The following is a 20,990-nucleotide window of genomic DNA, read 5'->3' as shown; positions in this document are numbered from 1 at the left end:
CGCTGAAGGCAGCATCGGGAGACAGGCATGGACGGGATCGCGCAGACAACCGCTGGCTCCACACCGACCGGGGCCGCGTCGTCGCACGGGGCACGGCATGCCGAGCGCCTGGAGCGCCTGGCCGAGGTCGCCGTGAAGGTCGGCCTGGGTCTCCGGCCCGGCCAGGAACTCGTGATCACCGCGCCGCTCGAGACGGTGCCGCTGGCCCGCCTCATCACCGAACAGGCCTACAAGGCCGGCGCTTCCCTGGTCACCACCTTCTACACGGACGATGCCGCCACCCTGGCGCGCTTCGCCCACGCCCCCGAGGCGGCCTTCGACACCGCAGCCGGCTGGCTCTACAGCGGCATGGCCGAGGCCTACCGCAACGGCGCGGCCCGCCTTGCCATCGCGGGCGACGATCCCTCCCTCCTGGCCGGCCAGGACTCGGCCAAGGTGGCCCGTGCCAACCAGGCCCGGTCGAAGGCCTATGTGCCCGCCCTGGAGCTCATCGCCAACTTCTCCACCAACTGGACCATCGTCTCGGCGGCGACGACGCCCTGGGCCCGCACGGTGTTCCCCGACCTACCGGAGGCCGAGGCCGTGTCCCGCCTCTGGGACGCGATCTTCGCGGCCTCGCGGGTGGACGGCCCCGACCCGGTGGCGGCCTGGGAGGCGCACAACGCCGCCCTTCACGCCCGGATGAACGCGCTCAACGCCCACCGCTTCGCGGCCCTCCGCTTCTTCGGACCCGGCACCGACCTCACGGTGGGCCTCGCCGACGACCACGAATGGTGCGGCGGCGCCTCGGCCTCCCGCAGCGGCATCGTCTGCAACGCCAACATCCCCACCGAGGAGGTGTTCACCACCCCGCACAAGGACCGGGTCGACGGCACCGTCACCAGCACCAAGCCGCTCTCCTACCAGGGCACGCTGATCGACGGGATCCAAGTGCGCTTCGAGGGCGGCCGCATCGTCGAGGCCACCGCCCGCACCGGCGGCGACGTGCTCGCCAAGGTGCTGGAGACCGACGCGGGCGCGCGCCGCCTCGGCGAGGTCGCCCTGGTGCCCGCCTCCTCGGCGATCTCCGCCTCGGGACTCCTATTCTACAATACCCTCTACGACGAGAACGCGGCGAGCCACATCGCCCTGGGCCAGGCCTACAGCAAATGCTTCCGCAACGGCGGCGCGGAGTTCAGCGCGGACGACCTCGCGGCCCGCGGTGCCAACCGCAGCCTGATCCACATCGACTGGATGATCGGCTCCGACCGGATCGACGTTGACGGACTCTCCGCCGAGGGCCGGGCGGTTCCGGTAATGCGCGCCGGCGAGTGGGTCGACTGACGCCCTCCCGGCGGCGTCGCCCGCCCGCCTGATCCGACACGCCATCCGTCCGCGTGGGCCCTCTTCCGTGTGAAGGCGCACGCTATTGACGGCTCTCGAATTGACGTGGGCAAATTTCCCACGCATGGTCCGGACGTGGTCGCACCGGCCACGGACTTTCGAACGGATGTCCGTACAGACTTGCCGCCGCCCTCGGGCGGGTTCGGCAGGCGTAGACGACCGCCCGATCCCCGCGCTCCCGTGTCTGCCGGCGCACGGATGCGGAGATCGGGGCCGGCCTCGTCGCGGTGGCGCCCGGGCGCCCGCGGGTTTCCGCGCCGGGTGTCCGGCACCGGTCTGCGGGTTGGAACCGTCGTTCGGGTTCGCCATCTCCCGAGGGAGACAACGAGGATCTCATGACCAAGCCCCTTCTCCTGGCCGGCCCGATGGCTGTCCTGCTCGCCGGAGCGGCCTCTGCCGCCGACCTTCCGCGCCGCGCCGCGCCGCCGGTCTTCACCACGGTTCCGGTCTTCAGCTGGACCGGGTTCTATGCGGGTCTCAACGCCGGCTACGGCTTCGATGCCAACAGCAGCCGCGGCGCCACCGTGATCGGTACCACCGCCGCCTCCGGCGTCGTCGCCAACGGCGCCGATCCGGGCCTCGTGGCCTTCAGCAACCGCAACGCCAACAACGGCTTCACCGGGGGCGGCCAGATCGGCTACAACTATCAGTTCACGCCCGGCTCCGGCGTGGTGGTCGGCGTCGAGGCGGATGCGCAGTATCTCGGCTTCGGCATCAACCGCAACACGGCGTCCTTCGTCGGCACGCCCAACGCGGACCTGACCTTCGTCAACCCGAACGGCCTGTCGAACCTCGACTACTTCGGCACCGTGCGGGGCCGCCTCGGCTACGCCTTCGACCGGACCCTGGTCTACGGCACCGGCGGCTTCGCCTATGGCGGCGGGGGCGGCTCCAGCTTCGGCCTGCCCAGCAGCAGCACCGATACGTTCCGCACCGGCTGGGCCGCGGGCGGCGGCATCGAGTACGCCCTGCCCTCCGACTCGTTCCTGAACTTCTTCAAGTCCTCCGCCGTGACCGTGAAAATCGAGGGCCTCTATGTCAGCCTCGACCGGAACAGCACCAACGGCGTGTTCGCCTATTCGAACTCGACGGGCGCCCAGTACAGCGTTTCCGGCACGGGTTATGCAGCCGCGACGGGCTATACCAGCCGCCGCTCCGACGAGTTCGCCGTCGTCCGCGCCGGCCTGAACTACAAGTTCGGGACGTACTGACCCGTCGCCGGACCCGCTTTTGGCCCGAGCCTCCCCAGCCCGATCAGACTGGCCGCTCGGTCAAACGGCGCCCCGGGAGCGATCCCGGGGCGCTGTCGGAAGCCCGGTGTCTTTCAGAAGCCAGGTGCCTTTCAGAAGCCAGGCGCCTTGGCGGCGCCGAGGATGCGGGCGGGGCGGCCCTCGTTGCCCCCCTGCAGCACGACGACGTAGGAATCGGCATCGGCGACCTGGGCCGCGTGGCGCGGCACCTCGAAATGGGCGGCATGACCCGTCCAGGGGCCGATCCGGTGCATCCCGCGCACGACGTTGATGTAGTCGAACACCTGTCCCTTGTTCTCGCCGCCGCCGATGGCGATGCGCCGCCGCCGCATCACGGGCAGCAGCCAGAGCTCGGCCTTGGTGTCCGGTCCCGTGCTCGCGCCGACATCGACGCAGATCCGGTCGCCCTCTTCCCAGCTCCGGACCGGCACCTGGATGGGGCTGGTCGCCCGGGCCCGGCGCAGGGCCCGTTCCAGGGAGTTGCGATCCGAACGGATCATCGAGGGCTCGCCGTTGACGATGGCCTGGGGCGTGAAGACCTGTCGCTCGCCGCGTAGGGAGGCGTAGGCCCGCTGCCGCGCCGTGAAGGCGGGCTGGGCATAGGCGTCTTTCCAGCCGAGATAGTCCCAGTAGGTGATCGGGAAGGTCAGGGCGATCACGCCGGGCTCCCGGGCGAACTCCCCGAGCACCCGCGAGGCCGGCTGACAGGAGGCGCAGCCCTGGCTCGTGTAGAGCTCGATCACCACCGGGGTGCGCTCACCCGCCAGGGCCTGGGTTGCACCCGCCACCAGGGCACCGGCGGCGACCAGGAGGGCGAGGCGCAGGCCGACGGTTCGGCGCGGAAGGGACGGGGCGGCGCGGCTCATGGGATCAGGATACCGTCGCCGGGCCATTCCCCGTCATCACGGTCGCTCGATCCTCCGGCGCGCCGGCCGGGGCCGTCGTGCCCGAAGCCGGACCCTGAGCGGGTTTGGGCTTCGGCAGCATCGCGGGACGCCAGCGCCGGTGCATCCAGAGCCATTGACCGGGATTCTCGCGGATCCAGCCCTCGATCACCCGAGTCATCGCCTGCATCGCCCCCTGCACGTCGATGGCGCCCGAGGCGTCGCGCGGCAGGTCGACGGGCGGCGTCAGTTCAAGATGGAAGCGCGTCCCGTCGCGGCGGACCACCCGCGCGCCGTGGACGGGACATTCGTAGTGGCGGGCGAGCTTGCCCAGCAGCGGATTGACCAGCACCGGCTTGCCGAAGAACTCCACCACCACCCCCCGGGTGAAGTGCTGGTCGATGAGCTGGCCGAGATGGCCGCCGCGCTCCACCACACCCTGCATGGCGAAGACCGCGCCCTGCCCCGCCGCCGCCAGGCCTCCCATGGTCTGGCGGCGGACCTCCTGGACCAGGCGCGCGGAGGCCGCGTCGTTGGGGGGACGGAAGATCGCGGTGGCGTCGAGGCCGAACTGGGCCGCGCAGATCGCCGGCAATTCCCAGTTCGCCAGGTGGGCGGAGAAGATCAGGCCCGGTTTGCCGTCGTCGCGCAGGTCGGCGAAATGCGTCTCGCCCGCCACCGTGATCCGCCCGCCCGCCGCGAGATCCGCCGGATCGAGATCGAACAGCGTGTGGAGATGGGCGTATTCCGCACCCGTCCGGCCGAGATTGTCCCAGGCCTCCCGGGCGAGGGCGCGGATCGCGGCCTCGTCCCGCTCGGGGAAGGCCGCGCGCAGATTGGCCGTCGCGATCCGGTGGGCCGGCAGGAAGGGACCGACCGTCCGGGCGACCCAGCCGCCGACCCGGCTCGCACGCTCGGCCCCGAGGAGGCGCGCCAGCCAGAACAGTCCCCGGATCAGGGGAATCATGGCGAGGCCGGCCAGCCGCGGCAGGTTACGCTTCAGGACGAGGGCAAGGCGAAGCAAAACGAATCCCGTGACGCGGGGCGTTCCGGCGACGACCCTGGCCCCTGGCATAATTCATTTTAGCCCGGGAGGGCACCCGTGCGGCCTGCAACTCAGAGCGTCACGAGGATCTTGCCGAAGACCTTCCGGGATTCCAGGCGCTCCAGCCCCTTCGCGAAATCGGCCAGGGGCAGGACCGTGTCCACCACGGGGGTGAGGCCGTCCGCCATCTTGGCCATGGCGTCGCGGATATTGGCCATCGAGCAGCCGAACGAGCCGGTGATGCGGTACTGCTGCTGGAACAGCTGCATCAGGTTCATGCTGGTCGAGACGCCCGAGGTGGAGCCGCAGGTGACGAGCCGTCCCCCGCGCTTGAGGCAGAGGAGCGAGCCGTTCCAGGTGTCGGGGCCGACATGTTCGAAGACCACGTCGACGCCCTTGCGCCTCGTCAGGCGGCGGACCTCGCCCTCGAAGCGCTCCTCCCGGTAGTTGATGACGTGGTCGGCGCCGAGCGCCTTGGCCTTCTCGCCCTTGGCGTCGTCGCCCACCGTGGTGAAGACCGTGCAGCCGATGGCCTTGGCCATCTTGATCGCCGCCGTACCGATGCCGGACCCGCCCGCATGGACGAGGATGCTCTCGCCCGGCTCCAGGCGGGCATTGTCGAACAGCATGTGCTGCACGGTGCCGAAGGCCACCGGGGCGCAGGCCGCATCGGTGAAGCTGACGCCGTCCGGCATCTTGATGACGAGGCGCGCCGGCATGGTCACCCGCTCGCGGGCGAAGCCGTCGATGTGGAAGCCCATCACGCCGGAGACATCCTCGCAGAGGTTGTCGCGGCCTTCCTGGCAGGCCTTGCACCGGCCGCAGGTCCGGGCGCCGTACATCGCCACCCGGTCGCCCGCGGCCAGACCCGTGACGCCCTCCCCGACGCAGACGATCTCGCCCGAGGCCTCGGCCCCGACCGCCAGGGGCAGCTTGCGCTTGGCGAAGGCCATGCCGCGGAAGCCCCAGACGTCGATGAAGTTCAGGCCCACCGCGCGCACGCGGATCTGGACCTCGCCGGGGCCGGGGGGCGCGGGCTCCGCGACGTCCTCGAGGCGCAGGTCGCGGTCACCGTGGAGCTGGAGGGATTGCATGGAGTTCGCTTCCGTTCGCGGGGCGCCGCGGATGCCCCCGCAGGGGCTGGGCGTTCATGCGTCTCTCGCTAGCCTCCGCGGGTCGAGGCATCAACCCGCCGGGCCGGCCTCACTCCGGCGACAGGTAGCGCCGCCGGGCCCAGCCGAGGATCGGGCCGGCCTTGACTCGGCACCAGGTCAGTCCGCTCGGGGTTTCGGCGGTGCAGCCGAAGCCGCGCAGGCGGGCGCCCAGCGGGGCCTGGCCGAGTGCGGGCGCGGCGGCATCCGGCGTCTCGCGGATGCTCAGGGTCTCGCCGCGCGGGAGCCCGTCGACCCGGAACGCGTCGGCCGCGGCGGCGGGACCGGCGGCGAGGAGCAGGAGGACCAGCGCGGCGGGGATCGGGGACATGCTCGGTTCGGCCTCAGGAGCGATGGACGCCCATCATCGCGGTGAGGCCGCCGTCGACGGGCAGCACCGCGCCGGTGATGTAGGCGGCGCCCTCGCCCATCAGGAAGGCCGCGAGGGCGGCGACGTCCTCCGGCCGGGCGAAGCGGCCGGCCGGGATCTGGCGCTCCATGGTGGCGCGGTAGGCGGCGTAGGGGGCCATCATCCCGGTATCGATGAAGCCCGGCGCGATCACGTTGACGGTGACGCCGCGCTTGGCCGACTCGACCGCCAGGGTGCGGCAATAGGCGATGAGGGCGCCCTTGGTCGCGGCGTAGGCCGCGTTGCCCGGGTTGGCCCGGAGGGCGGCCACCGAGCCGATGGCGACGATCCGTCCCGCGCGCGCGCGGGTCATGCCCCGGACCAGGGATTTCGCCAGGCGCGTCAGCGACCAGAAGTTCACCTGCATGGCCGCCTCGGCCCGGTCCTGGTCCAGCATCGCCGCCAGGGCGTCGTAGGACTGGCCGGCATTGTGGACGAAGCCGTGGAAGCCGTCGCTGGCCTCGAGCTCCTCGCAGAACGCCGCGACGGCGGCGCGATCGGCGAGATCGAGGGCCTGCGCGGTGATCATGCGGTCGGGATGGGCCGCCGAGAGATCCGCCACCAGCGCCTCGGCGGCCTCGGCGGAGGACCGGTAGGTGAAGGCGACGTCGTGGCCGGCGGCGACCAGGGCCCGCACGATGGCGGCGCCGAGGCCGGAGGCGCCCCCGGTGACGAGGACGCGGCGGCCGGGCCCGGCGCTCGGGTCCGTCGTCATGCCGGCTCGTCCGCCAGAACGAGGCAGGTGTTCTGGCCGCCGAAGCCGAACGAGTTCGACAGCACCCGACGCACCGGCATGTCCCGGGCCTCGGCTACGATGTCGAGGGGAATGGCGGGGTCGGGGACCGCGTAGTTGATGGTCGGGGGGATCCGGCCGTGCGCGATGGTGAGGAGCGAGATCACCGCCTCCACCGCGCCCGCGGCCGTGAGGGTGTGCCCGATCATCGACTTGTTGGACGAGACCGGCAGGGTGCGGATGCGGTCGCCGAACACGGCGGCGCAGCTCATCGCCTCCATCTTGTCGTTCTCCGGCGTCGAGGTGCCGTGGGCGTTCACGGTGTCGATGGCGTCGGGCGCCGTGTCGGCATCCGCCAGGGCGGCGCGGATCGCCGCGATGCCGGGGGCGCCGTCGGGGCTCGACCGGGTGCGGTGGAAGCCGTCGCCCTTCTCGCCGCAGCCGAGGACGTAGCCGAGAATCCTTGCGCCGCGGGCGCGCGCCGCCGAGGCGTCCTCCAGGACGAGGGCGCCCGCGCCCTCCCCCATGACGAAGCCGTCGCGGTTCTTGGAGAACGGCTTTGAGGCGGCCTCGGGCGGGTCGTTCTGGGTGGAGAGGGCCGAGAGCAGCGAGAACCGGATCAGCGATTCCGGGTTCACCGAGCCGTCGGTGCCGATGCAGAGGGCGGCCGTGACCTCGCCGCGCCGGATCGCCTCGACGCCGAGCTGGATCGCGGTGGCGCCGGACGAGCACGCGGTGGAGAGGGAGATCGGCGAGCCCTTGGTGCCGAAGCGGTCGGCGATGTGGTCGGCCACCGTGCCGAAGATGAACAGGTCATGCCAGGGGTCGAAGCGCCGGCTCGCAGCGGCGCGCTGCAGGTCCGCATAGGTGATCGGGCCGGTCTGGCCCGAGGCCTCGGCCAGGGCCTGACGCTGCGGCCACTCGATCTCCACCGGGGGGACGGCGATGAACAGGGCGCCGGGAAAGTCCCCGGGCCGGCCGATGCCCGACTGCGCGATCGCCTCGTCGGCGGCGGCTTCCGCGAAGCGCTGGGACAGGGCCGGTGCCACCAGGGGGTCGGTATCGAGGAAGTCGACAGTGCCGGCGATGCGGGTGCGCAGGCCCTCCGTGGGGAAACGTCGGATGGCGTGGATGCCGGAGCGGCCGGCGGTCAGGGCGGCCCAGTTGTCGGCCTGGCCCTGGCCGAGGGAGGTGACGATGCCGAGGCCGGTGACCGCCACCAGCGGCCGGCCTTTCGCGTCGCGGACCTTGGCGTCCCGGGGAGGTTGGTTCGTCATCGCGCCGTCTTATACTCTTTTCGTCACCACCGGAGTCCGGGATCGCCCCGGGTCAGGCCGCCGTCACCCGGATCACGCCCTCGCCCCGGCGATGGCCCACCACCGTCACGGCGACCTCGCGCAGGCCCTTCTCGGCGACGAGCGCCGCCGCCAGGGCCGCGCCGAACGGCGCCACCGTCTCGAGGGTGTGGCCGGTGACATCGCCCAGAGCCGTCACGGCCACGCCCGGGGCGAGGCGCGCCAGGGCTGCGCCCTCCTCGGTCGTGACCGGGGCGACGCCGGTGGCACCGGCGAGGACGATCTCGGGCGCCGCGACGCCCGCCGTCGTCCAGAGGGCCGCCAGGCTGGCCTCGGTGCTGCCGGCCGTGCGCGTCGTGCGGTCGCTCGCCACCGGGCCGAGGCGCGCCAGCGCCCGGGCCCCGCGGGCGGCGGCATGCTCGGCCGCTTCCAGAACCAGGAAGGCGGCGGCACTGCCGAGGATGAAGCCGGCCTCTGCCGCCGGGGTCCGGTCGAAGACCGGGCGGAAGTCGCGGGCGCGCAGGAAGCCGCCCATCTCGTGGATGACCATGACGTCGGGTCGCTCGGCGCTGTAGGAGCCGCCCACCAGCATGCAGTCCACCTGCCCCGAGGCGATCCGCGCCTGGGCGATGCGCAGGGCGTCCGTGCCCGCGGCTTCCTCGCCCATGAAGGTGCGGGACGCACCCGTGACCCCGTGGACGATGCCGATATTGCCGGCGAGCAAGTTCGAGAGCTGGGCCAGGAACAGGGTCGGGCGCAGGTCGTTCTGCAGGTGCTCGTTGAGGTAGGCGCCCGGATCGGCGGCCTCCCGCAGGCCCGTGAGGATCGCGCCGTCCACCGCGGTGTCGCGCTCGCCGCCGCCGGCCGAGACCACGAGGTGCATGCGGCCCTTCAGGTTGGCATCCCCCTTCACCCCGGCGGAATCCAGGGCGAGGCCGGCGGCGTAGACGCCCAGGCGCTGCCAGGGCTCCATCTGGCGCTGGTCGGACTTTTTCGGGATCTGGCCGTCGAGGGCGAGGGGCGCCATCGGATGCACCGTGTAGGGCGCGAAGGCCTGCGTGTCGGTGCGCGCCGGCGCGCCGGCCCCGAGGGCCGCGAGATGCGCCGCGATGCCCTCGCCCGCGCAGGAGACGAGGCCGATGCCGGTGACGACGACGTCGCGCGAACTGCTCATCTCACCTCGTCGCTCATCTCTGGACGCTCGCTCGCCGCACGCTCACGCGGGCTCGCCCGCGAGATCGAACAGCCCGATCTTGCGGGCCCGCGCGCGCATCGGCCCGTCGAGGCCGGCCGGGAACGGCATGGTGCGGAAGCGCAGCTCGGCATTGGCCAGCGGCTTGCCGTCGTGCTGGATCGCCGCCTTCGTCACCGCGTAGCCCGAGCCGTCATGTTCGAGGCTGGCTTCGATCTGCAGTTCGGCGCCCGGGCCAACGAAGGACCGGAAGCGCGCCTTGTCGACGCCCATCAGGAACGGCATCTGCCGGAAGCCCAGATGGGCGAGCACGAGGTAGCCCGAGGCCTGGGCCATGGTCTCGGTGAGCAGCACGCCCGGCACCAGTGGGTGGTCGGGGAAGTGCCCCTCGAAGACCGGGCTCTCCATCGGCACGCGGGCCAGGGCCTCGATCCGGCCGGCCTCGCGGTCGAAGCGGGTCACGGCGTCGATCATCTCGAAATATTCGAGGCGCATGGCGTCCTGGGTCCCGGGCGGGCGGGGGTCGAAGGGGCGGCGTCGGTCGCCCGGGGCGTCCCGGGCGGCCCGGCTTCAGGCCTTGGCGGCCTTCTCGGCCACGAGGGCGTCGATGCGGGCGCAGAGGTTCTTCAGGACGAAGTACTCCTCGGCCGGCACCTTGCCCTCGTTGACCTCCTGGGTCCAACGCTCGAGGGGGAGCTTGATGCCGAAGGCCTTGTCCACCGCGAAGGCGATGTCGAGGAAGGCGAGCGAATCGATCCCGAGATCGTCGATGGCGTGGCTCTCGGGGGTGATCGTGTCCCGCGGGATGTCGGCGGTGTCGGCGATGATGTCCGCGACGCGGTCGAAGGTGGCGGTGTGGGTCTGGTCGGACATGCGTTCTCGCCGTGTGACTGGGTATCCCGCCGGATTCGGCCCGTGCCGATCGGGGGCCGGAGCGATCCGGCGCATGATGCCCGGTGCCCCCGGTCGCGCAGCATGCCCCGTGGGCCGGCGCTGCCGCCGCCCTGGACAGTGAAGGCGGTCCCTTACACGAGGGGGTCAGGAGGGGCAACCGTGGCCATCACGGCGTCGCGATCCGGCCTGCGCCTCCATTCCGATCCCGCGGCGATGGACTAGATGCACCGGCAGGACGTGGCCGCCGCGGCCGCTCCGCACGAGGTCGCACAACACGATGGTCCAGCTTCCCTCCGTGACGCCGGCCGGCCCGCCGCCGGCGGGCGCGCCCGACCCGCGCTCGCTTTCCGACCCTCCGCCGCGTGCGGGGGCGCACCCGGTATCGGGCTCGGCGCAGAGCCTCGCGCGCCTTGCCCTGTTCCTCGCCCTGGCGGGCCTCGGGATCTGGGTCCTGCACCCCTTCATCCCGGCCCTGGTCTGGGCGGTGATCCTGGCGATCGCCCTCGGGCCCCTCTACGCCCGTGCGGAGCGGCGCTGGCCGCCGGGCCGGCACAACATCCTCCTGCCGCTCCTCTTCACCGCGGCGGTGGCCCTGGTCTTCCTGATTCCCCTGGTGGTGCTGGGCGTGCAGGCGGCGCGGGAGGCCCACGACGTGGTCGCCTGGGCCCGCTCCTTCGAGAAATCCGGCATCCCCGTGCCGGACTTTCTCGGCCACCTGCCCTTCGGTGCGGCGCAGGCGCAGGCCTGGTGGGCGGAGAATCTGAGCCACCCCGCCGCCGGCTCGGAGCTTCTGCACCGCTTCGACAATTCCTCGGTGATCGGCGTGACCCGCAGCCTCGGGGCGCAGATCGTCCGGCGCGTGGTCTTGTTCGGCTTCACCCTCGTGGCGCTGTTCTTCCTGTTCCGCGACGGCCGGGCGGTCGCCGCGCAGGTGCTGGCCGCCAGCGCCAAGCTGTTCGGCCCCCGCGGCGAGCGGGTGGCACGGCAGATGGTGGCCTCGGTGCACGGCACCGTGGACGGCCTCGTCCTGGTCGGCCTCGGCGAGGGCCTGCTTCTGGGGATCGTCTACTTTTTCGCCGGCGTGCCGCACCCGGTGCTGCTCGGGGCCCTGACGGCGGTGGCGGCGATGATCCCGTTCGGGGCGCCCCTGGTCTTCGGCATCGCGGCCGCGATCCTGCTCGCCAACGGCGCGGTGGTGCCGGCGGCGGTCGTGGTGGTGGCGGGCTTCGTCGTCACCTTCGTGGCGGACCACTTCGTGCGTCCGGCCCTGATCGGCGGCACCACCCGCCTGCCCTTCCTCTGGGTGCTGCTGGGCATCCTCGGCGGCGTCGAGACCTTCGGCCTCCTGGGGCTGTTCCTCGGCCCGGCCGTGATGGCGGCGCTGATCCTGCTCTGGCGGGACTTCACGCAGGGCGAGCCGGCCGAGGGCCCCCGGGCCTGAGCCCCGGGGTCCGCATCCGGTGCCCGGACGCGTCGGTCCGAGGGCTCTCGAGGCCCCCGGGCGGCTCAGCCAGGTCGGCCCGCGCCCGATCCCCGGTCCGGTCGCGCCGCGGTCTTACGCCGGCACCCCGCCACGGTACCGGGCGAACGGGCTTCGGCCTTCCGGGCCGAACAGAATCACCGCATAGGTGTCGGGCTCCATGCCCTCGACCTCCATGCCGGGCGAGCCGGCCGGCATGCCCGGAACGGCCAGTCCCGTGGCCTTGGGCGTCTCCGCCAGCAGCCGCTTGATCGCGCCGGCCGGCACATGCCCCTCGACCACGTAGCCGCCGACCTCGGCCGTGTGGCAGGAGGCGAGGTCCCGCGGCACGCCGAGGCGCGCCTTCACCGGGTTCACGGGCCCCTCGGTCACCGTCACCGTGAAGCCGGCCTCCCGCAGGTGGGCCACCCATTTCTCGCAGCAGCCGCAACTCGGGTCCTTCGCCACGGCGACCCGGGGCAGACCCTCCGCCAGGGCGGGCCTTCCGAGCATCAGTCCCGCCGCTAGGCCGACGAGCACGTCTCGCCGGGACGCCAAGGTTTCCGTCCCCATCCTCATCTCCCGTTTGTCCTCTATTCGGCCGCCCGGGCCCGTTGACCGATCCCATCCCCCCCGCCCCTGTCCCGACAGCATCGGGCTCAGGTGCGGGGAGGCTCGGCGGCGCGCTACCAGCGGAGGAGACGCGGCCCCAGAACCGCCCCGGCCAGGGTGCACAACGCGATCGTCCCGCCGTACCAGACGGCGACGAACGGGACGGTGTCGTCCATGCAGTGCAGCGAGTAGCCGAGCGCGCTCACGGCGCCCGCTGCGAGACCCACCAGGGCTCCGGCGCGAATCAGGTCCGTCGGAGCCCCGAACCGGCGGACCGCCCAGGTGACGAGGGCGAACGGAACGATGGCGATCAGGGGGATCGAGACCAGGCATTCGAGCCAGGAATGGCCCGAGATCTGGACATGCCAGTGCTCGCGGGGCACCGTCGTGAGGCTGGCCCCGGCCAGGGCCGCGACCGCGACGAACGGCAATGCCGCGATCCCGAGATGGACGCGGCTCTCCCCGCCCGGACTGGCCACCCTGACGAGATACCGGATCGCGAGGCCACCGACCGCGGCCGCGAAGGCGAGCTTGAAGGCGAGGAACAGGAGCGGGCGGCCCTGCATGAGGCCGGGGCGTACGCCGAGGACGGCGAGCGCGAGAAAGAGGGCACAAGCGGCGCCCACGGCCACGGCGAGGCCGAGCCGCCGGGTCATCCACGAGGTCCGAACCGGTTCGCGCTCGAAACTGCTGCCCAGGAAACCGATGAGGTCGTCCGTCTTCATCGCGCCGTGCCTCCGACCAGTTTCGCCAGCGCCTTCAGGCCACGGTGGACGCTCACCTTGACCGCCGTCTCGGACATGCCGGAGCGCGCGGCTGCCTCGGCGGTGCTCAGGCCGTCGACCTTCGTGGATTGGATCGCGCTTCTCATCTTGGCCGGCAAGTGCGCGAGCAGGCGCGCGACATCGAGGGAACTCTCCGCCGCGATGTGATCGCCGTGGGCCAGCAGCACACCCGCATCCTCGACGGGGACGTTCGCAGCGGTCGCGCGCGTCTGCCGGAGATGGTCGATCAGTTTGTATCGGGCGATGGCGTGGACCCATGGCGTCACAGGCTGCGTGACGTCATAGGTGTGCCGCCGCGTATGGATCACCATCAGGGTTTCCTGGACCAGGTCCTCCGCCTCGGTGTCCGTCCGCCCGGACCGGACCAGCTTGCCTTTGTAGTACGCGCGCAGATGCGAACCGAGGCGCTCGAGGAAGCGCCGGTAGTCGACGGCGCTCCCCCCGAGGCTGGCGATGAGCAGGCCACGCAGTTCTTCCTCCGCCTGGGACACGCGAGCTAGGCGAGCCGGTTCATGGCCGCCGAGCGGAAGAACGAAGTCGATCACATCATCCGCCACCCCGCAGAACTCCTCATAACGGCCACGCGGTGTCGCCGAAGCACGCCGTTCGTCCGGCGATCCAGTTCACGCGGTCGGCGGCCCAATCGCCACACGGAATCGCTCCCGCCGCTCAAACGGACAGTCCGCAATCCTGGCCCGAAAGGTTACTGCGCTCCCGTCATGCCTTCACGCACAGGTATGTTGCGGGAATGATTGTCAAGCTTAGGTAGTATTCCTATACCCCGGACGGGTACGGTGAGACAGGTGGGCAGGGAGGTTTCCGAGCCTTGGCGCCGGCGCGCTCCCCATCCCACGACAAGGTGTTCCGGGCCGGATCCGGCTAGGTCTGACGTCCTATCCGGTGACGGCGTCGGCCGTGTCCCCGTGCGATGTCTCGCTCGGTCCCTCCCCGCGATTGAACTGACCCGGACAAAGACCGGCCGTCCGGCCATCGACGCTTTTCTTGGAGTGCAGTCATGATCGAGGTGATCCCGAACTGGCATCCGGTCGCGGTCCATTTCACGGTCGCTCTCCTCATCACGAGCAGCGGCCTCTTCGCCCTCGGGACCTTGCTCGGGCAGCGGCCGTACGGAGGCGCGCTCACGACGGCCGCCCGCTGGAACCTCGCGATGGGTGTCGGCATCACGGTCGCAACCCTCGCCACGGGCTGGTCGGCCTACAACACGGTGGCGCACGACGCGGCCTCGCACCGGAACATGACGATCCACCTGCGTTGGGCCGTGGCCACCGCGCTGGTCTTCCTCGCCGCCGGGGGCGTCGCCTGGTTGGAGCGCCGAAAGAGCGCCGGAGCGGGCCTCGTGCTGCTGGCGTTGCTGGCGGGAGGTTCGGGCGCGCTCGCGGTGACGGGCTGGCTCGGGGGCGAGAACGTCTACCGCTATGGCCTGGGCGTCATGGCACTCCCGACATCCGGCGACCACGTCCATCCCGGTGGCGGCGACCATGCCGAGGGGCATAGCCACGCGCACGATCACACCCCCACGAATGACGCCGCCACGCCCGATGCCGTGGGCAGGACCGATGCGGTCCCGGCTCCGAGTGCCCTTCCCAACGACCATACCCATTGACCGTACCGCCGCCTCCCGCTGCGTCGCCCATCCTGCAGAACCTGTCCGGGACCCGGCTCATGGCGGAAATGCAACAGAGGGTTGTTATCGGAGATTGTTGCTGTCGGGGGGGTTGCAGGCCCCGCCGGGCTGCGGGATGTTTTCTCCAGATCGGGCCGGAATCCTGAGCGATGCTCTTCCTGCGCACAGTGATGCTCGCCGTCCTGGCTTTCGCTTTGGCCATCGCGCCGGCGGCGGCATGCACGATGGGCCGTCAGGCCGCGGCGGCCGACCGTTGGCTCTCCGACGCCTCCGCGCGGATGCCGCACGCCGACCCCGCGCGGGCGTCGCGGGACTTCGACACGCCGGACAGCGCGCGGGACGCGGCGCGTCATGCGCCGTCACAGGACGGTCCCTCCGCGTCCGCCGGCGATGACGGCGGCCCGGGACACCGACACGGTTCGAAGCGCCCGGGCGGCCCGTCGCCCTGCTGCGCCCTCGGCTGCCAAGCCGCGTTGCCGACGATGGCAGGGGGCGGACCGCCCTTGGAGGACACGCCCTCCGACCGCGGACGGATCGGACGGGCGGACGGACCCGTCGACGCCCATCCGCTCCGGATCGAGCGACCGCCGAGGCTCGGCGCCTGATGCGCGGGCGGCTCTCGCGACCGCCGACGGCCGTTCCGACGGGACGGCCACCCCCTCCCCCCTCATCGCCTTGGTGCCCTGGTCGAGCGCGACCCCGTCGTCGGCTTCCGCCGTGCGGCCGGCGGCTCGCCGGGCCATGTCCCCGGCCCTCCGCCTCAGTTCGGGAAATATACGATGTTCAAGTTGCCGAGACCGGCCGCGCTCGCGGCGGTCCTGCCGCTCGCCGGCTGCATCCCCGCCACAGTGCCCGTCGGGCTTGTCCTGCCCTCCGATCCGAACGTGACGGTCCCACCCCCTCGCTACGCGACGGTCACCCGGGGCGTGAAGGATTTCGGTGTGGTCGAGACGAAGGACTGGCTGGAGCTCAACCGGCAGGTGGCCCCGAAGGCGGGGTCCGGCGGGACGGGAGGCATGCCGGGCATGGACGGCATGGGCGGAAAGCGCGATTCGGGAGGTCGGTGATGGTCCGTCTCTGTAACCCGATCGATCCCCCTCCCGGACTAACGGTCATGGGACGCAACACGACCACGCCGGGAGATGCCGGTACGACGGCGCGCCCTCCGGGCGGCGCCGTCCGGGGGCGCCCGGGGGGCGGGAGCTTGACCGGGAGCTTGGCCGGCGTGGCCTTGCTGTTGGGAGGCTGCGCGAGCTTCTCACCGGATGCAGGCCTGTCGGTCGCCAGCGAATACGCCTCGCTCGAACTCGGCAAGGACATCGCGAAATCGAGCGACCAGGGGATCGCGCCGAGCGCGGAGGCGCGGGTGGATGCGCTGCTGCGGCGTCCCCTCACGGCGGATGGCGCCGTCCAGGTCGCGCTTCTCAGGAACAGGGGCTTGCAGGCCGCCTTCAACGGCCTCGGCGTCTCCGAGGCGCAGTACGTGCAGGCGACCCTGCCGCACGCCCCGACCTTCTCGATCACGCAATGGGGGCTCGGGTTCAACACGGAGATCGAGCGCTCCGTGGCCGCCAGCGTGCTGGACCTGGCGACGCTGCCGGCCCGCGCCGAGATCGCCCGCCAGCGTTTCCGGGGCGACCAGTACAACGCGGCGGACCAGGTCCTGAAACTCGCGGGCGAGGCCCGGCGCCAGTTCTATCGGACGGTGGCGGCCAACCAGGCCATCGCCTTCCTCGAACAGGCGCTGGCGAGCACCGAATCCGCGTCGACCCTGACCCAGCAACTCGGCGAGACGGGCGCACTGAACAAGCTGGAGCAGGCGCGCGAGCACGCCTTCTACAGCGAGTTGGGGGCGCAGCTCGCCAAGGCGCGTGTCCAGCAGCGGGCGGAGCGGGAGCGCCTCACCCGCCTGCTCGGCCTCTGGGGGCGGGACATCGAGTTCCGCCTCCCGAAGGACCTTCCCGCGCTGCCCAAGCGCCTCGTGGACGGTCGAGGCATTGAGGTGGAGGCGCTGAGGCGGCGGGCCGACGTGCAGGCGGCCCGCTTCGAACTGCAGTCGCTTGTCGGGCAGTTCGGCCTGGACCAGGCCACTGGCTTCATCAGCGTCTTCGACGTGGGCTTCGCGAACCAGTACGCCCGGTCGCGGACGTTCGAGAGCGGTGCCGCCCCGAAGGTCGACAAGGGCAGCCTGAACGGATTCTCGGCCGACCTGACCATCCCCATCTACGATTTCGGCACGACGGCGGTCCGGGGCGCGAAGGAGGCCTATCTCGCCACGGCGAACCGGCTGGCGGAGCGTGCGGTGAACGCCCGCTCCGAAGTCCGCGAGGCCTATCAGCGGTACCGCGGCCAGTACGACATCACCCGGCATTACCAGACGAGCGTCCTACCCTTGCGCAGGACGATCCAGGACCAGGCCCTGCTCCAGTACAGCGGCATGCTCCTGGACGTGACGACGCTCATCATCGACGCCCGGGCCAGGATCCTGAGCAACATCCAGGCCATCGAGGCGAAGCGCGACTTCTGGATCGCGGCGACCGACCTCAAGGCGGCGACCGTCGGCGGCGGGTTCTCGGCGGACAACTTCGGCGGCGAAGCCGCCGGAGGCACCCCGGGCGAGAGCCTCGCCGTCGGGACGCCCGGCGGTTGAGCCCCGAAGCCCGGTCCGCCCATGTCATTCGGAGAGGCCTCATGACCGACATCTCGCGCAGAAGGATCCTGGGAGCGGGCGGCCTCGTGCTCGCCGGCACGTCGATGATCAGCGGACGGGTCCAGGCCGCGGGCCTGCCGGAGGCCCCGATCATGGACAAGGCGACCATGCAGCCGCCGCTCTATCCGACGAGCGGGCCGGACTACCAGCCGGTGGTGACGCTCAACGGCTGGACGCTGCCGTGGCGCATGCGCGGCGACTGGAAGGAGTTCCACCTGATCGCCGAGCCGGTCGTGCGGGAGATGGCGCCCGGCATGAACGCGCGGCTCTGGGGCTACAACGGGCAATCGCCGGGCCCGACCATCGAGGCGGTCGAGGGCGACAAGATCCGCATCTTCGTCACCAACCGCCTGCCGGAGGCGACCGCCGTGCACTGGCACGGGCAGACGCTCCCCAACGGCATGGACGGGGTCGCCGGGCTGACCCAGCCCGGCATCCCCCCGGGCAAGACCTTCGTCTACGAGTTCATCCTGAGGCGCTCCGGCACCTTCATGTACCACCCGCACTCGGACGAGATGGTCCAGATGGCGATGGGCATGATGGGGTTCGTCGTCGTGCATCCGCGCGACCCGGCCGAGCGGCGGGTCGACCGCGACTTCGTCTGGTTGCTGAACGCCTACGACATCGAGGCCGGGTCCTACGTGCCCAAGGTCAACACGATGCTCGACATGAACCTGTGGTGCTTCAACAGCCGCGCGTGGCCCGGCATCGACCCCCTGGTCGTCCGCCAGGGCGACAAGGTGCGGATGCGCTTCGGCAACCTCACCATGACCAACCACCCGATCCACGTCCACGGCTGCGACTTCAAGGTCACCGGCACGGATGGCGGCTGGATCGACGAGCGCTATCAGGTGCCGGAGGTGTCGGCCGACGTCGCCGTCGGACAGATGCGGGTGATCGAGTTCAACGCCGACAACCCGGGCGACTGGGCCCTCCACTGCCACAAGTCGCACCACACTATGAACGCGATGGGCCATGCGGTCCGGACGTATATCGGCGTCAACCTGAAGAGCACGGTCAAGCAGATCCAGAAGATCGCGCCCGGCTACATGCCGATGGGTTCGACGGGCGGCGGCATGATGGCCGAAATGGAGATGCCGCTCCCTGAGAACACGCTGCCGATGATGACCGGCGCCGGTCCGTTCGGCTCCGTCGAGATGGGCGGGATGTTCACGGTCCTGAAGGTGCGGCCTGGACTGGCGGCCGACGATTATCGCGACCCGGGTTGGTACCAGCACCCGGCAGGCTCCGTGGCCTACGAATGGACCGGCGAGCCGATGCCCGAGCCGGCGCGCGCGCCGGGCACGACGAAGGGCCGGCGGGCGCGCCAGACCGACCTCCGGGCCGTGGATCCGCGCACGCGGCGCACCGCGTCCAACGCGGGCGGCCATGAGCCCTAACCGGTCGACCGCGCGTCGCCCGCGCCCGCGGACGGCCCCCCCTGGGCTGCCGCCCGGGCAGATCCGTTCGGACCGGGAGCGATCCCGTCCGGACTCCGCCGCACCGGTCGCCGATCCGCTCGACGGGGCCGGCGTGGTGCTTCGCTGGTTTCAAGGAGAACCGACCATGAGACGCAAGATCCCGCTCGCCGTCCTCTCGATGGCCTTCCTGGCGGTCGCGATGCCCGCCTGGGCGCAATCCGTGAGGGGGACGGTGACGAAGATCGACCCGGCCGCCGGCAAGGTGACCCTCGACCATGCCGCGATCCCGAAGCTCGACATGGGCGCGATGACGATGGCGTATCCGGTCAAGGACCCTGCGGTGCTCAAGGGCCTCAAGGCCGGGGACAAGGTCGATTTCGACGTGGTCGAGACCGGCGGTGCGTACACCGTCACGACGATTCAGAAGGCGAAATAGCGCCCTCCCCCCAGGGGCCCTCGCACGATCGCCACCCGGTCCGGTGCGAGGGCCGTCGAGCCTTGAAATGGAGCCCCGATGCGACGCCTGATCCTGTCCACCGCGCTCGCGGCCGTGCTTGTCGGTTCGGTCGCGCCTCCCGCCGGCGCACAGCCCGCGACGGGCGCGCCCGCAGCCCTGGAGCGGGCGCGCGACACGATGGCGACCCGGTTCCGGGACACGAAGCTTACCGGAGACCCGGACCGGGATTTCGCCGCGCTGCTGATCGCCAGCCTCGAGGAGACGCTGTTCCTGGCCAAGGCGCAGCTCGATTACGGCGCCGACCGTCAGCTGCGCGAGATCGCGCAGACGATCCAGGACACGCAGCAGGCGCGGATCGACGCCCTGAAGCAGTGGCAGGTCCGCAGTCGCGAGGCGGGCTACCGGCCGCAGCCCAACCAGACGCCGCCGGGCGAAGGCCCCCTCGACCGGGCGGTCCAGGCGGCGCCGGCGAAAACCCAGCCCGCATCGCCCCCCGCTCCGGAGAAGCCGGCCGCGTCGGCGACGCCCGCCAACGCGCCCCTCGTCGCCGGGACGGTGAAGAAGGTCGACGAGGCTGCGGGCAAGGTCACCCTCGACCACGCGTCCATCCCCAATATCGACATGGACGCGATGACGATGGCCTACCGGGTCCAGGACCCCGCTCTGCTCAAGGGTCTCAAACCGGGCGAGAAGGTGCGCTTCTCCGCCGAGCGCATCAACGGTTCGATCGCGGTGACGCGGATCCAGAAGGCGAAGTGAGGGCCGGCGGCGGGCATCCTGGCCATCGTCTCGCGATCGAGCCCAAAACCCCGGGCTGCCTCGCGACGAGCGTTGCCGCCGATGAAACCGAACCGCCACGGAGACCTCCACGGCAAACATCCTGGGGCCCTCCCGAAAGCGAAGCCTCCCACTGGCGGGCTTTGACCCGCCCGTATCCGCCCTTCGCGGACGCTCTCGGGGAGGGCTCTCGGGGAGGGGCTTGTCACCGCCCGACACGGACAGGTCGCGGGTACAACGGCCGAGCAGGCGTGCGTACGGTTCGATTGCCTCGCCTGCGACCGCGTTCTTGAACCGCACTTGTGGACCGCACTCTTGGACCGCATGGCGAGGACCCCCGCTGGCAGGGGCCGGTCGATCGCGGCATCGCCTGCCGCCGCGAGTGCCCGGGCTCCGTGGTCCGGAACAGGAGGCGGTCACCGGCCGGGATCAGGGCCCCCGCGCCGAAGTCTCTGCCCGGCCCGATGACCCCGTGCCCGAGGGGGGCCCCGGGGGACCGATTCGCACCAGTTCGGCCGGGTTCTCCTGGTCGAGGATCGTGAGGGCGGCCGCGAGCGGCACGTAGTCGTTGACCAGCCTCACGGCATCGAGGCCGAGCGCGATGCCGATCTCACCGGGGTCGAACCGCCAACCCGCGTTGGTCAGGCGCGTCCCATCGCCCCCGACCCGCCCGGCGACGGCGAGGAAGGCGGCGCACGGCCTGACCGTGCCGGGTCGATCGAGATAGGACCGAATGGCCTCCACAGGGCCGGGGAAGCCGGCGGTCGCGACCTTCCAGATCGGCGTCGGGTCGGCGCCCGGCCGCGGCAAGACGGCGAACCGGGCGTAGGTGCCGCCGATGTCGGCCAGGAGTACGGGAAAGGGAAGCATCGCTTTCGATCTCCGGGC

At 71.4% G+C, this 20,990-nt stretch carries 22 protein-coding genes; 9 read left to right on the top strand and 13 right to left on the bottom strand.

Features of this window, described 5'->3' with window-relative positions:
• Positions 1–27 precede the first annotated feature (27 nt).
• Complete coding sequence (locus tag AC6EUL_RS06875) at positions 28–1,323, top strand: aminopeptidase (protein WP_082486901.1); 1,296 nt, start codon at positions 28–30, stop codon at positions 1,321–1,323.
• A 395-nt stretch (positions 1,324–1,718) separates the two neighbouring features.
• On the top strand, positions 1,719–2,594 hold the full coding sequence (locus AC6EUL_RS06870) for an outer membrane protein (RefSeq protein WP_499869581.1): 876 nt from the start codon (positions 1,719–1,721) through the stop codon (positions 2,592–2,594).
• A gap of 131 nt (positions 2,595–2,725) precedes the next feature.
• Here the strand turns inward: AC6EUL_RS06870 and AC6EUL_RS06865 are convergent, their stop codons facing one another.
• The 9 genes from AC6EUL_RS06865 to AC6EUL_RS06825 form a co-directional block, all read right to left on the bottom strand.
• Positions 2,726–3,499 carry a DUF1223 domain-containing protein gene (locus AC6EUL_RS06865; RefSeq protein WP_056348541.1) on the bottom strand — a complete coding sequence of 258 codons (774 nt, stop codon included), beginning with the start codon at positions 3,497–3,499 and terminating at the stop codon, positions 2,726–2,728.
• Positions 3,500–3,503: 4 nt separating this feature from the next.
• Entirely contained in the window at positions 3,504–4,541 is a 1,038-nt protein-coding gene (locus AC6EUL_RS06860; protein WP_082514156.1) for a lipid A biosynthesis lauroyl acyltransferase, read from the bottom strand.
• Positions 4,542–4,633: 92 nt separating this feature from the next.
• Positions 4,634–5,656, bottom strand: coding sequence for a zinc-binding dehydrogenase (locus AC6EUL_RS06855; RefSeq protein WP_499869578.1), 1,023 nt, complete (start codon positions 5,654–5,656; stop codon positions 4,634–4,636).
• A gap of 109 nt (positions 5,657–5,765) precedes the next feature.
• Positions 5,766–6,044: an SH3 domain-containing protein gene (locus tag AC6EUL_RS06850; protein WP_056220174.1), complete on the bottom strand. Its 279-nt coding sequence runs from the start codon at positions 6,042–6,044 to the stop codon at positions 5,766–5,768.
• A 13-nt stretch (positions 6,045–6,057) separates the two neighbouring features.
• Positions 6,058–6,837 (bottom strand): SDR family NAD(P)-dependent oxidoreductase, encoded by a 780-nt coding sequence (locus AC6EUL_RS06845; RefSeq protein WP_499869576.1) that lies wholly within the window; start codon positions 6,835–6,837, stop codon positions 6,058–6,060.
• On the bottom strand, positions 6,834–8,132 hold the full coding sequence (locus tag AC6EUL_RS06840) for a beta-ketoacyl-ACP synthase (RefSeq protein ID WP_499869574.1): 1,299 nt from the start codon (positions 8,130–8,132) through the stop codon (positions 6,834–6,836). The genes AC6EUL_RS06845 and AC6EUL_RS06840 overlap by 4 nt, the downstream gene beginning before the upstream one ends.
• A 52-nt stretch (positions 8,133–8,184) precedes the next feature.
• A complete protein-coding gene (locus AC6EUL_RS06835; RefSeq protein ID WP_056382708.1) occupies positions 8,185–9,324 on the bottom strand; it encodes a beta-ketoacyl-ACP synthase in 1,140 nt (379 codons plus the stop codon).
• Positions 9,325–9,366: 42 nt separating this feature from the next.
• Complete coding sequence (locus AC6EUL_RS06830; protein WP_056220162.1) at positions 9,367–9,837, bottom strand: 3-hydroxyacyl-ACP dehydratase FabZ family protein; 471 nt, start codon at positions 9,835–9,837, stop codon at positions 9,367–9,369.
• A 75-nt stretch (positions 9,838–9,912) separates the two neighbouring features.
• On the bottom strand, positions 9,913–10,215 hold the full coding sequence (locus tag AC6EUL_RS06825) for an acyl carrier protein (RefSeq protein WP_055949487.1): 303 nt from the start codon (positions 10,213–10,215) through the stop codon (positions 9,913–9,915).
• Positions 10,216–10,513: 298 nt separating this feature from the next.
• On the opposite strand from AC6EUL_RS06825, the gene AC6EUL_RS06820 reads away from it, so the two are divergent.
• On the top strand, positions 10,514–11,677 hold the full coding sequence (locus tag AC6EUL_RS06820; RefSeq protein ID WP_499869572.1) for an AI-2E family transporter: 1,164 nt from the start codon (positions 10,514–10,516) through the stop codon (positions 11,675–11,677).
• Positions 11,678–11,791: 114 nt separating this feature from the next.
• Here the strand turns inward: AC6EUL_RS06820 and AC6EUL_RS06815 are convergent, their stop codons facing one another.
• The 3 genes from AC6EUL_RS06815 to AC6EUL_RS06805 all read right to left on the bottom strand — a co-directional run bounded on the left by AC6EUL_RS06815 (position 11,792) and on the right by AC6EUL_RS06805 (position 13,583).
• Positions 11,792–12,268, bottom strand: coding sequence for a DUF411 domain-containing protein (locus tag AC6EUL_RS06815; protein ID WP_056220158.1), 477 nt, complete (start codon positions 12,266–12,268; stop codon positions 11,792–11,794).
• A gap of 113 nt (positions 12,269–12,381) precedes the next feature.
• Positions 12,382–13,032: an NrsF family protein gene (locus tag AC6EUL_RS06810; RefSeq protein WP_499869570.1), complete on the bottom strand. Its 651-nt coding sequence runs from the start codon at positions 13,030–13,032 to the stop codon at positions 12,382–12,384.
• Positions 13,029–13,583: a sigma-70 family RNA polymerase sigma factor gene (locus tag AC6EUL_RS06805; RefSeq protein WP_499869667.1), complete on the bottom strand. Its 555-nt coding sequence runs from the start codon at positions 13,581–13,583 to the stop codon at positions 13,029–13,031. The genes AC6EUL_RS06810 and AC6EUL_RS06805 overlap by 4 nt, the downstream gene beginning before the upstream one ends.
• A gap of 524 nt (positions 13,584–14,107) precedes the next feature.
• Here AC6EUL_RS06805 and AC6EUL_RS06800 point away from each other — a divergent pair.
• From AC6EUL_RS06800 to AC6EUL_RS06775, 6 genes are all read left to right on the top strand, one after another.
• The gene (locus AC6EUL_RS06800; protein WP_056220153.1) at positions 14,108–14,716 is read left to right on the top strand and encodes a DUF2231 domain-containing protein; all 609 of its coding nucleotides are present in this window, start codon (positions 14,108–14,110) and stop codon (positions 14,714–14,716) included.
• A gap of 800 nt (positions 14,717–15,516) precedes the next feature.
• Positions 15,517–15,804 carry a hypothetical protein gene (locus AC6EUL_RS06795; RefSeq protein ID WP_499869568.1) on the top strand — a complete coding sequence of 96 codons (288 nt, stop codon included), beginning with the start codon at positions 15,517–15,519 and terminating at the stop codon, positions 15,802–15,804.
• A gap of 47 nt (positions 15,805–15,851) precedes the next feature.
• Positions 15,852–17,387 carry a TolC family protein gene (locus AC6EUL_RS06790; RefSeq protein WP_056270522.1) on the top strand — a complete coding sequence of 512 codons (1,536 nt, stop codon included), beginning with the start codon at positions 15,852–15,854 and terminating at the stop codon, positions 17,385–17,387.
• A gap of 41 nt (positions 17,388–17,428) precedes the next feature.
• Positions 17,429–18,847, top strand: a complete 1,419-nt coding sequence (locus AC6EUL_RS06785) for a multicopper oxidase family protein (RefSeq protein WP_056382703.1) — start codon at positions 17,429–17,431, stop codon at positions 18,845–18,847.
• A 166-nt stretch (positions 18,848–19,013) separates the two neighbouring features.
• Positions 19,014–19,304: a copper-binding protein gene (locus AC6EUL_RS06780; RefSeq protein WP_056270518.1), complete on the top strand. Its 291-nt coding sequence runs from the start codon at positions 19,014–19,016 to the stop codon at positions 19,302–19,304.
• 78 nt (positions 19,305–19,382) lie between these two features.
• On the top strand, positions 19,383–20,084 hold the full coding sequence (locus AC6EUL_RS06775; protein WP_056382701.1) for a copper-binding protein: 702 nt from the start codon (positions 19,383–19,385) through the stop codon (positions 20,082–20,084).
• A gap of 447 nt (positions 20,085–20,531) precedes the next feature.
• Here the strand turns inward: AC6EUL_RS06775 and AC6EUL_RS06770 are convergent, their stop codons facing one another.
• Complete coding sequence (locus tag AC6EUL_RS06770; protein WP_499869567.1) at positions 20,532–20,972, bottom strand: glucokinase; 441 nt, start codon at positions 20,970–20,972, stop codon at positions 20,532–20,534.
• Positions 20,973–20,990: the final 18 nt, after the last annotated feature.

The organism is Methylobacterium sp. 001424705 (assembly GCF_059816145.1).
The sequence above is the reverse complement of the archived record's forward strand: the minus strand, read 5'-3'. Positions and strand labels throughout refer to the sequence as shown.

Excerpts from the sequence above, each read along its gene's own strand:
- AC6EUL_RS06875 (WP_082486901.1), top strand. The coding sequence starts at position 28 with ATGGACGGGATCGCGCAGACAACCGCTGGCTCCACACCGACCGGGGCC.
- AC6EUL_RS06870 (WP_499869581.1), top strand. The coding sequence starts at position 1,719 with ATGACCAAGCCCCTTCTCCTGGCCGGCCCGATGGCTGTCCTGCTCGCC.
- AC6EUL_RS06865 (WP_056348541.1), bottom strand. The coding sequence starts at position 3,499 with ATGAGCCGCGCCGCCCCGTCCCTTCCGCGCCGAACCGTCGGCCTGCGC.
- AC6EUL_RS06855 (WP_499869578.1), bottom strand. The coding sequence starts at position 5,656 with ATGCAATCCCTCCAGCTCCACGGTGACCGCGACCTGCGCCTCGAGGAC.
- AC6EUL_RS06850 (WP_056220174.1), bottom strand. The coding sequence starts at position 6,044 with ATGTCCCCGATCCCCGCCGCGCTGGTCCTCCTGCTCCTCGCCGCCGGT.
- AC6EUL_RS06845 (WP_499869576.1), bottom strand. The coding sequence starts at position 6,837 with ATGACGACGGACCCGAGCGCCGGGCCCGGCCGCCGCGTCCTCGTCACC.
- AC6EUL_RS06840 (WP_499869574.1), bottom strand. The coding sequence starts at position 8,132 with ATGACGAACCAACCTCCCCGGGACGCCAAGGTCCGCGACGCGAAAGGC.
- AC6EUL_RS06835 (WP_056382708.1), bottom strand. The coding sequence starts at position 9,324 with ATGAGCAGTTCGCGCGACGTCGTCGTCACCGGCATCGGCCTCGTCTCC.
- AC6EUL_RS06830 (WP_056220162.1), bottom strand. The coding sequence starts at position 9,837 with ATGCGCCTCGAATATTTCGAGATGATCGACGCCGTGACCCGCTTCGAC.
- AC6EUL_RS06825 (WP_055949487.1), bottom strand. The coding sequence starts at position 10,215 with ATGTCCGACCAGACCCACACCGCCACCTTCGACCGCGTCGCGGACATC.
- AC6EUL_RS06820 (WP_499869572.1), top strand. The coding sequence starts at position 10,514 with ATGGTCCAGCTTCCCTCCGTGACGCCGGCCGGCCCGCCGCCGGCGGGC.
- AC6EUL_RS06815 (WP_056220158.1), bottom strand. The coding sequence starts at position 12,268 with ATGGGGACGGAAACCTTGGCGTCCCGGCGAGACGTGCTCGTCGGCCTA.
- AC6EUL_RS06810 (WP_499869570.1), bottom strand. The coding sequence starts at position 13,032 with ATGAAGACGGACGACCTCATCGGTTTCCTGGGCAGCAGTTTCGAGCGC.
- AC6EUL_RS06800 (WP_056220153.1), top strand. The coding sequence starts at position 14,108 with ATGATCGAGGTGATCCCGAACTGGCATCCGGTCGCGGTCCATTTCACG.
- AC6EUL_RS06795 (WP_499869568.1), top strand. The coding sequence starts at position 15,517 with ATGTTCAAGTTGCCGAGACCGGCCGCGCTCGCGGCGGTCCTGCCGCTC.
- AC6EUL_RS06790 (WP_056270522.1), top strand. The coding sequence starts at position 15,852 with ATGGGACGCAACACGACCACGCCGGGAGATGCCGGTACGACGGCGCGC.
- AC6EUL_RS06785 (WP_056382703.1), top strand. The coding sequence starts at position 17,429 with ATGACCGACATCTCGCGCAGAAGGATCCTGGGAGCGGGCGGCCTCGTG.
- AC6EUL_RS06780 (WP_056270518.1), top strand. The coding sequence starts at position 19,014 with ATGAGACGCAAGATCCCGCTCGCCGTCCTCTCGATGGCCTTCCTGGCG.
- AC6EUL_RS06775 (WP_056382701.1), top strand. The coding sequence starts at position 19,383 with ATGCGACGCCTGATCCTGTCCACCGCGCTCGCGGCCGTGCTTGTCGGT.
- AC6EUL_RS06770 (WP_499869567.1), bottom strand. The coding sequence starts at position 20,972 with ATGCTTCCCTTTCCCGTACTCCTGGCCGACATCGGCGGCACCTACGCC.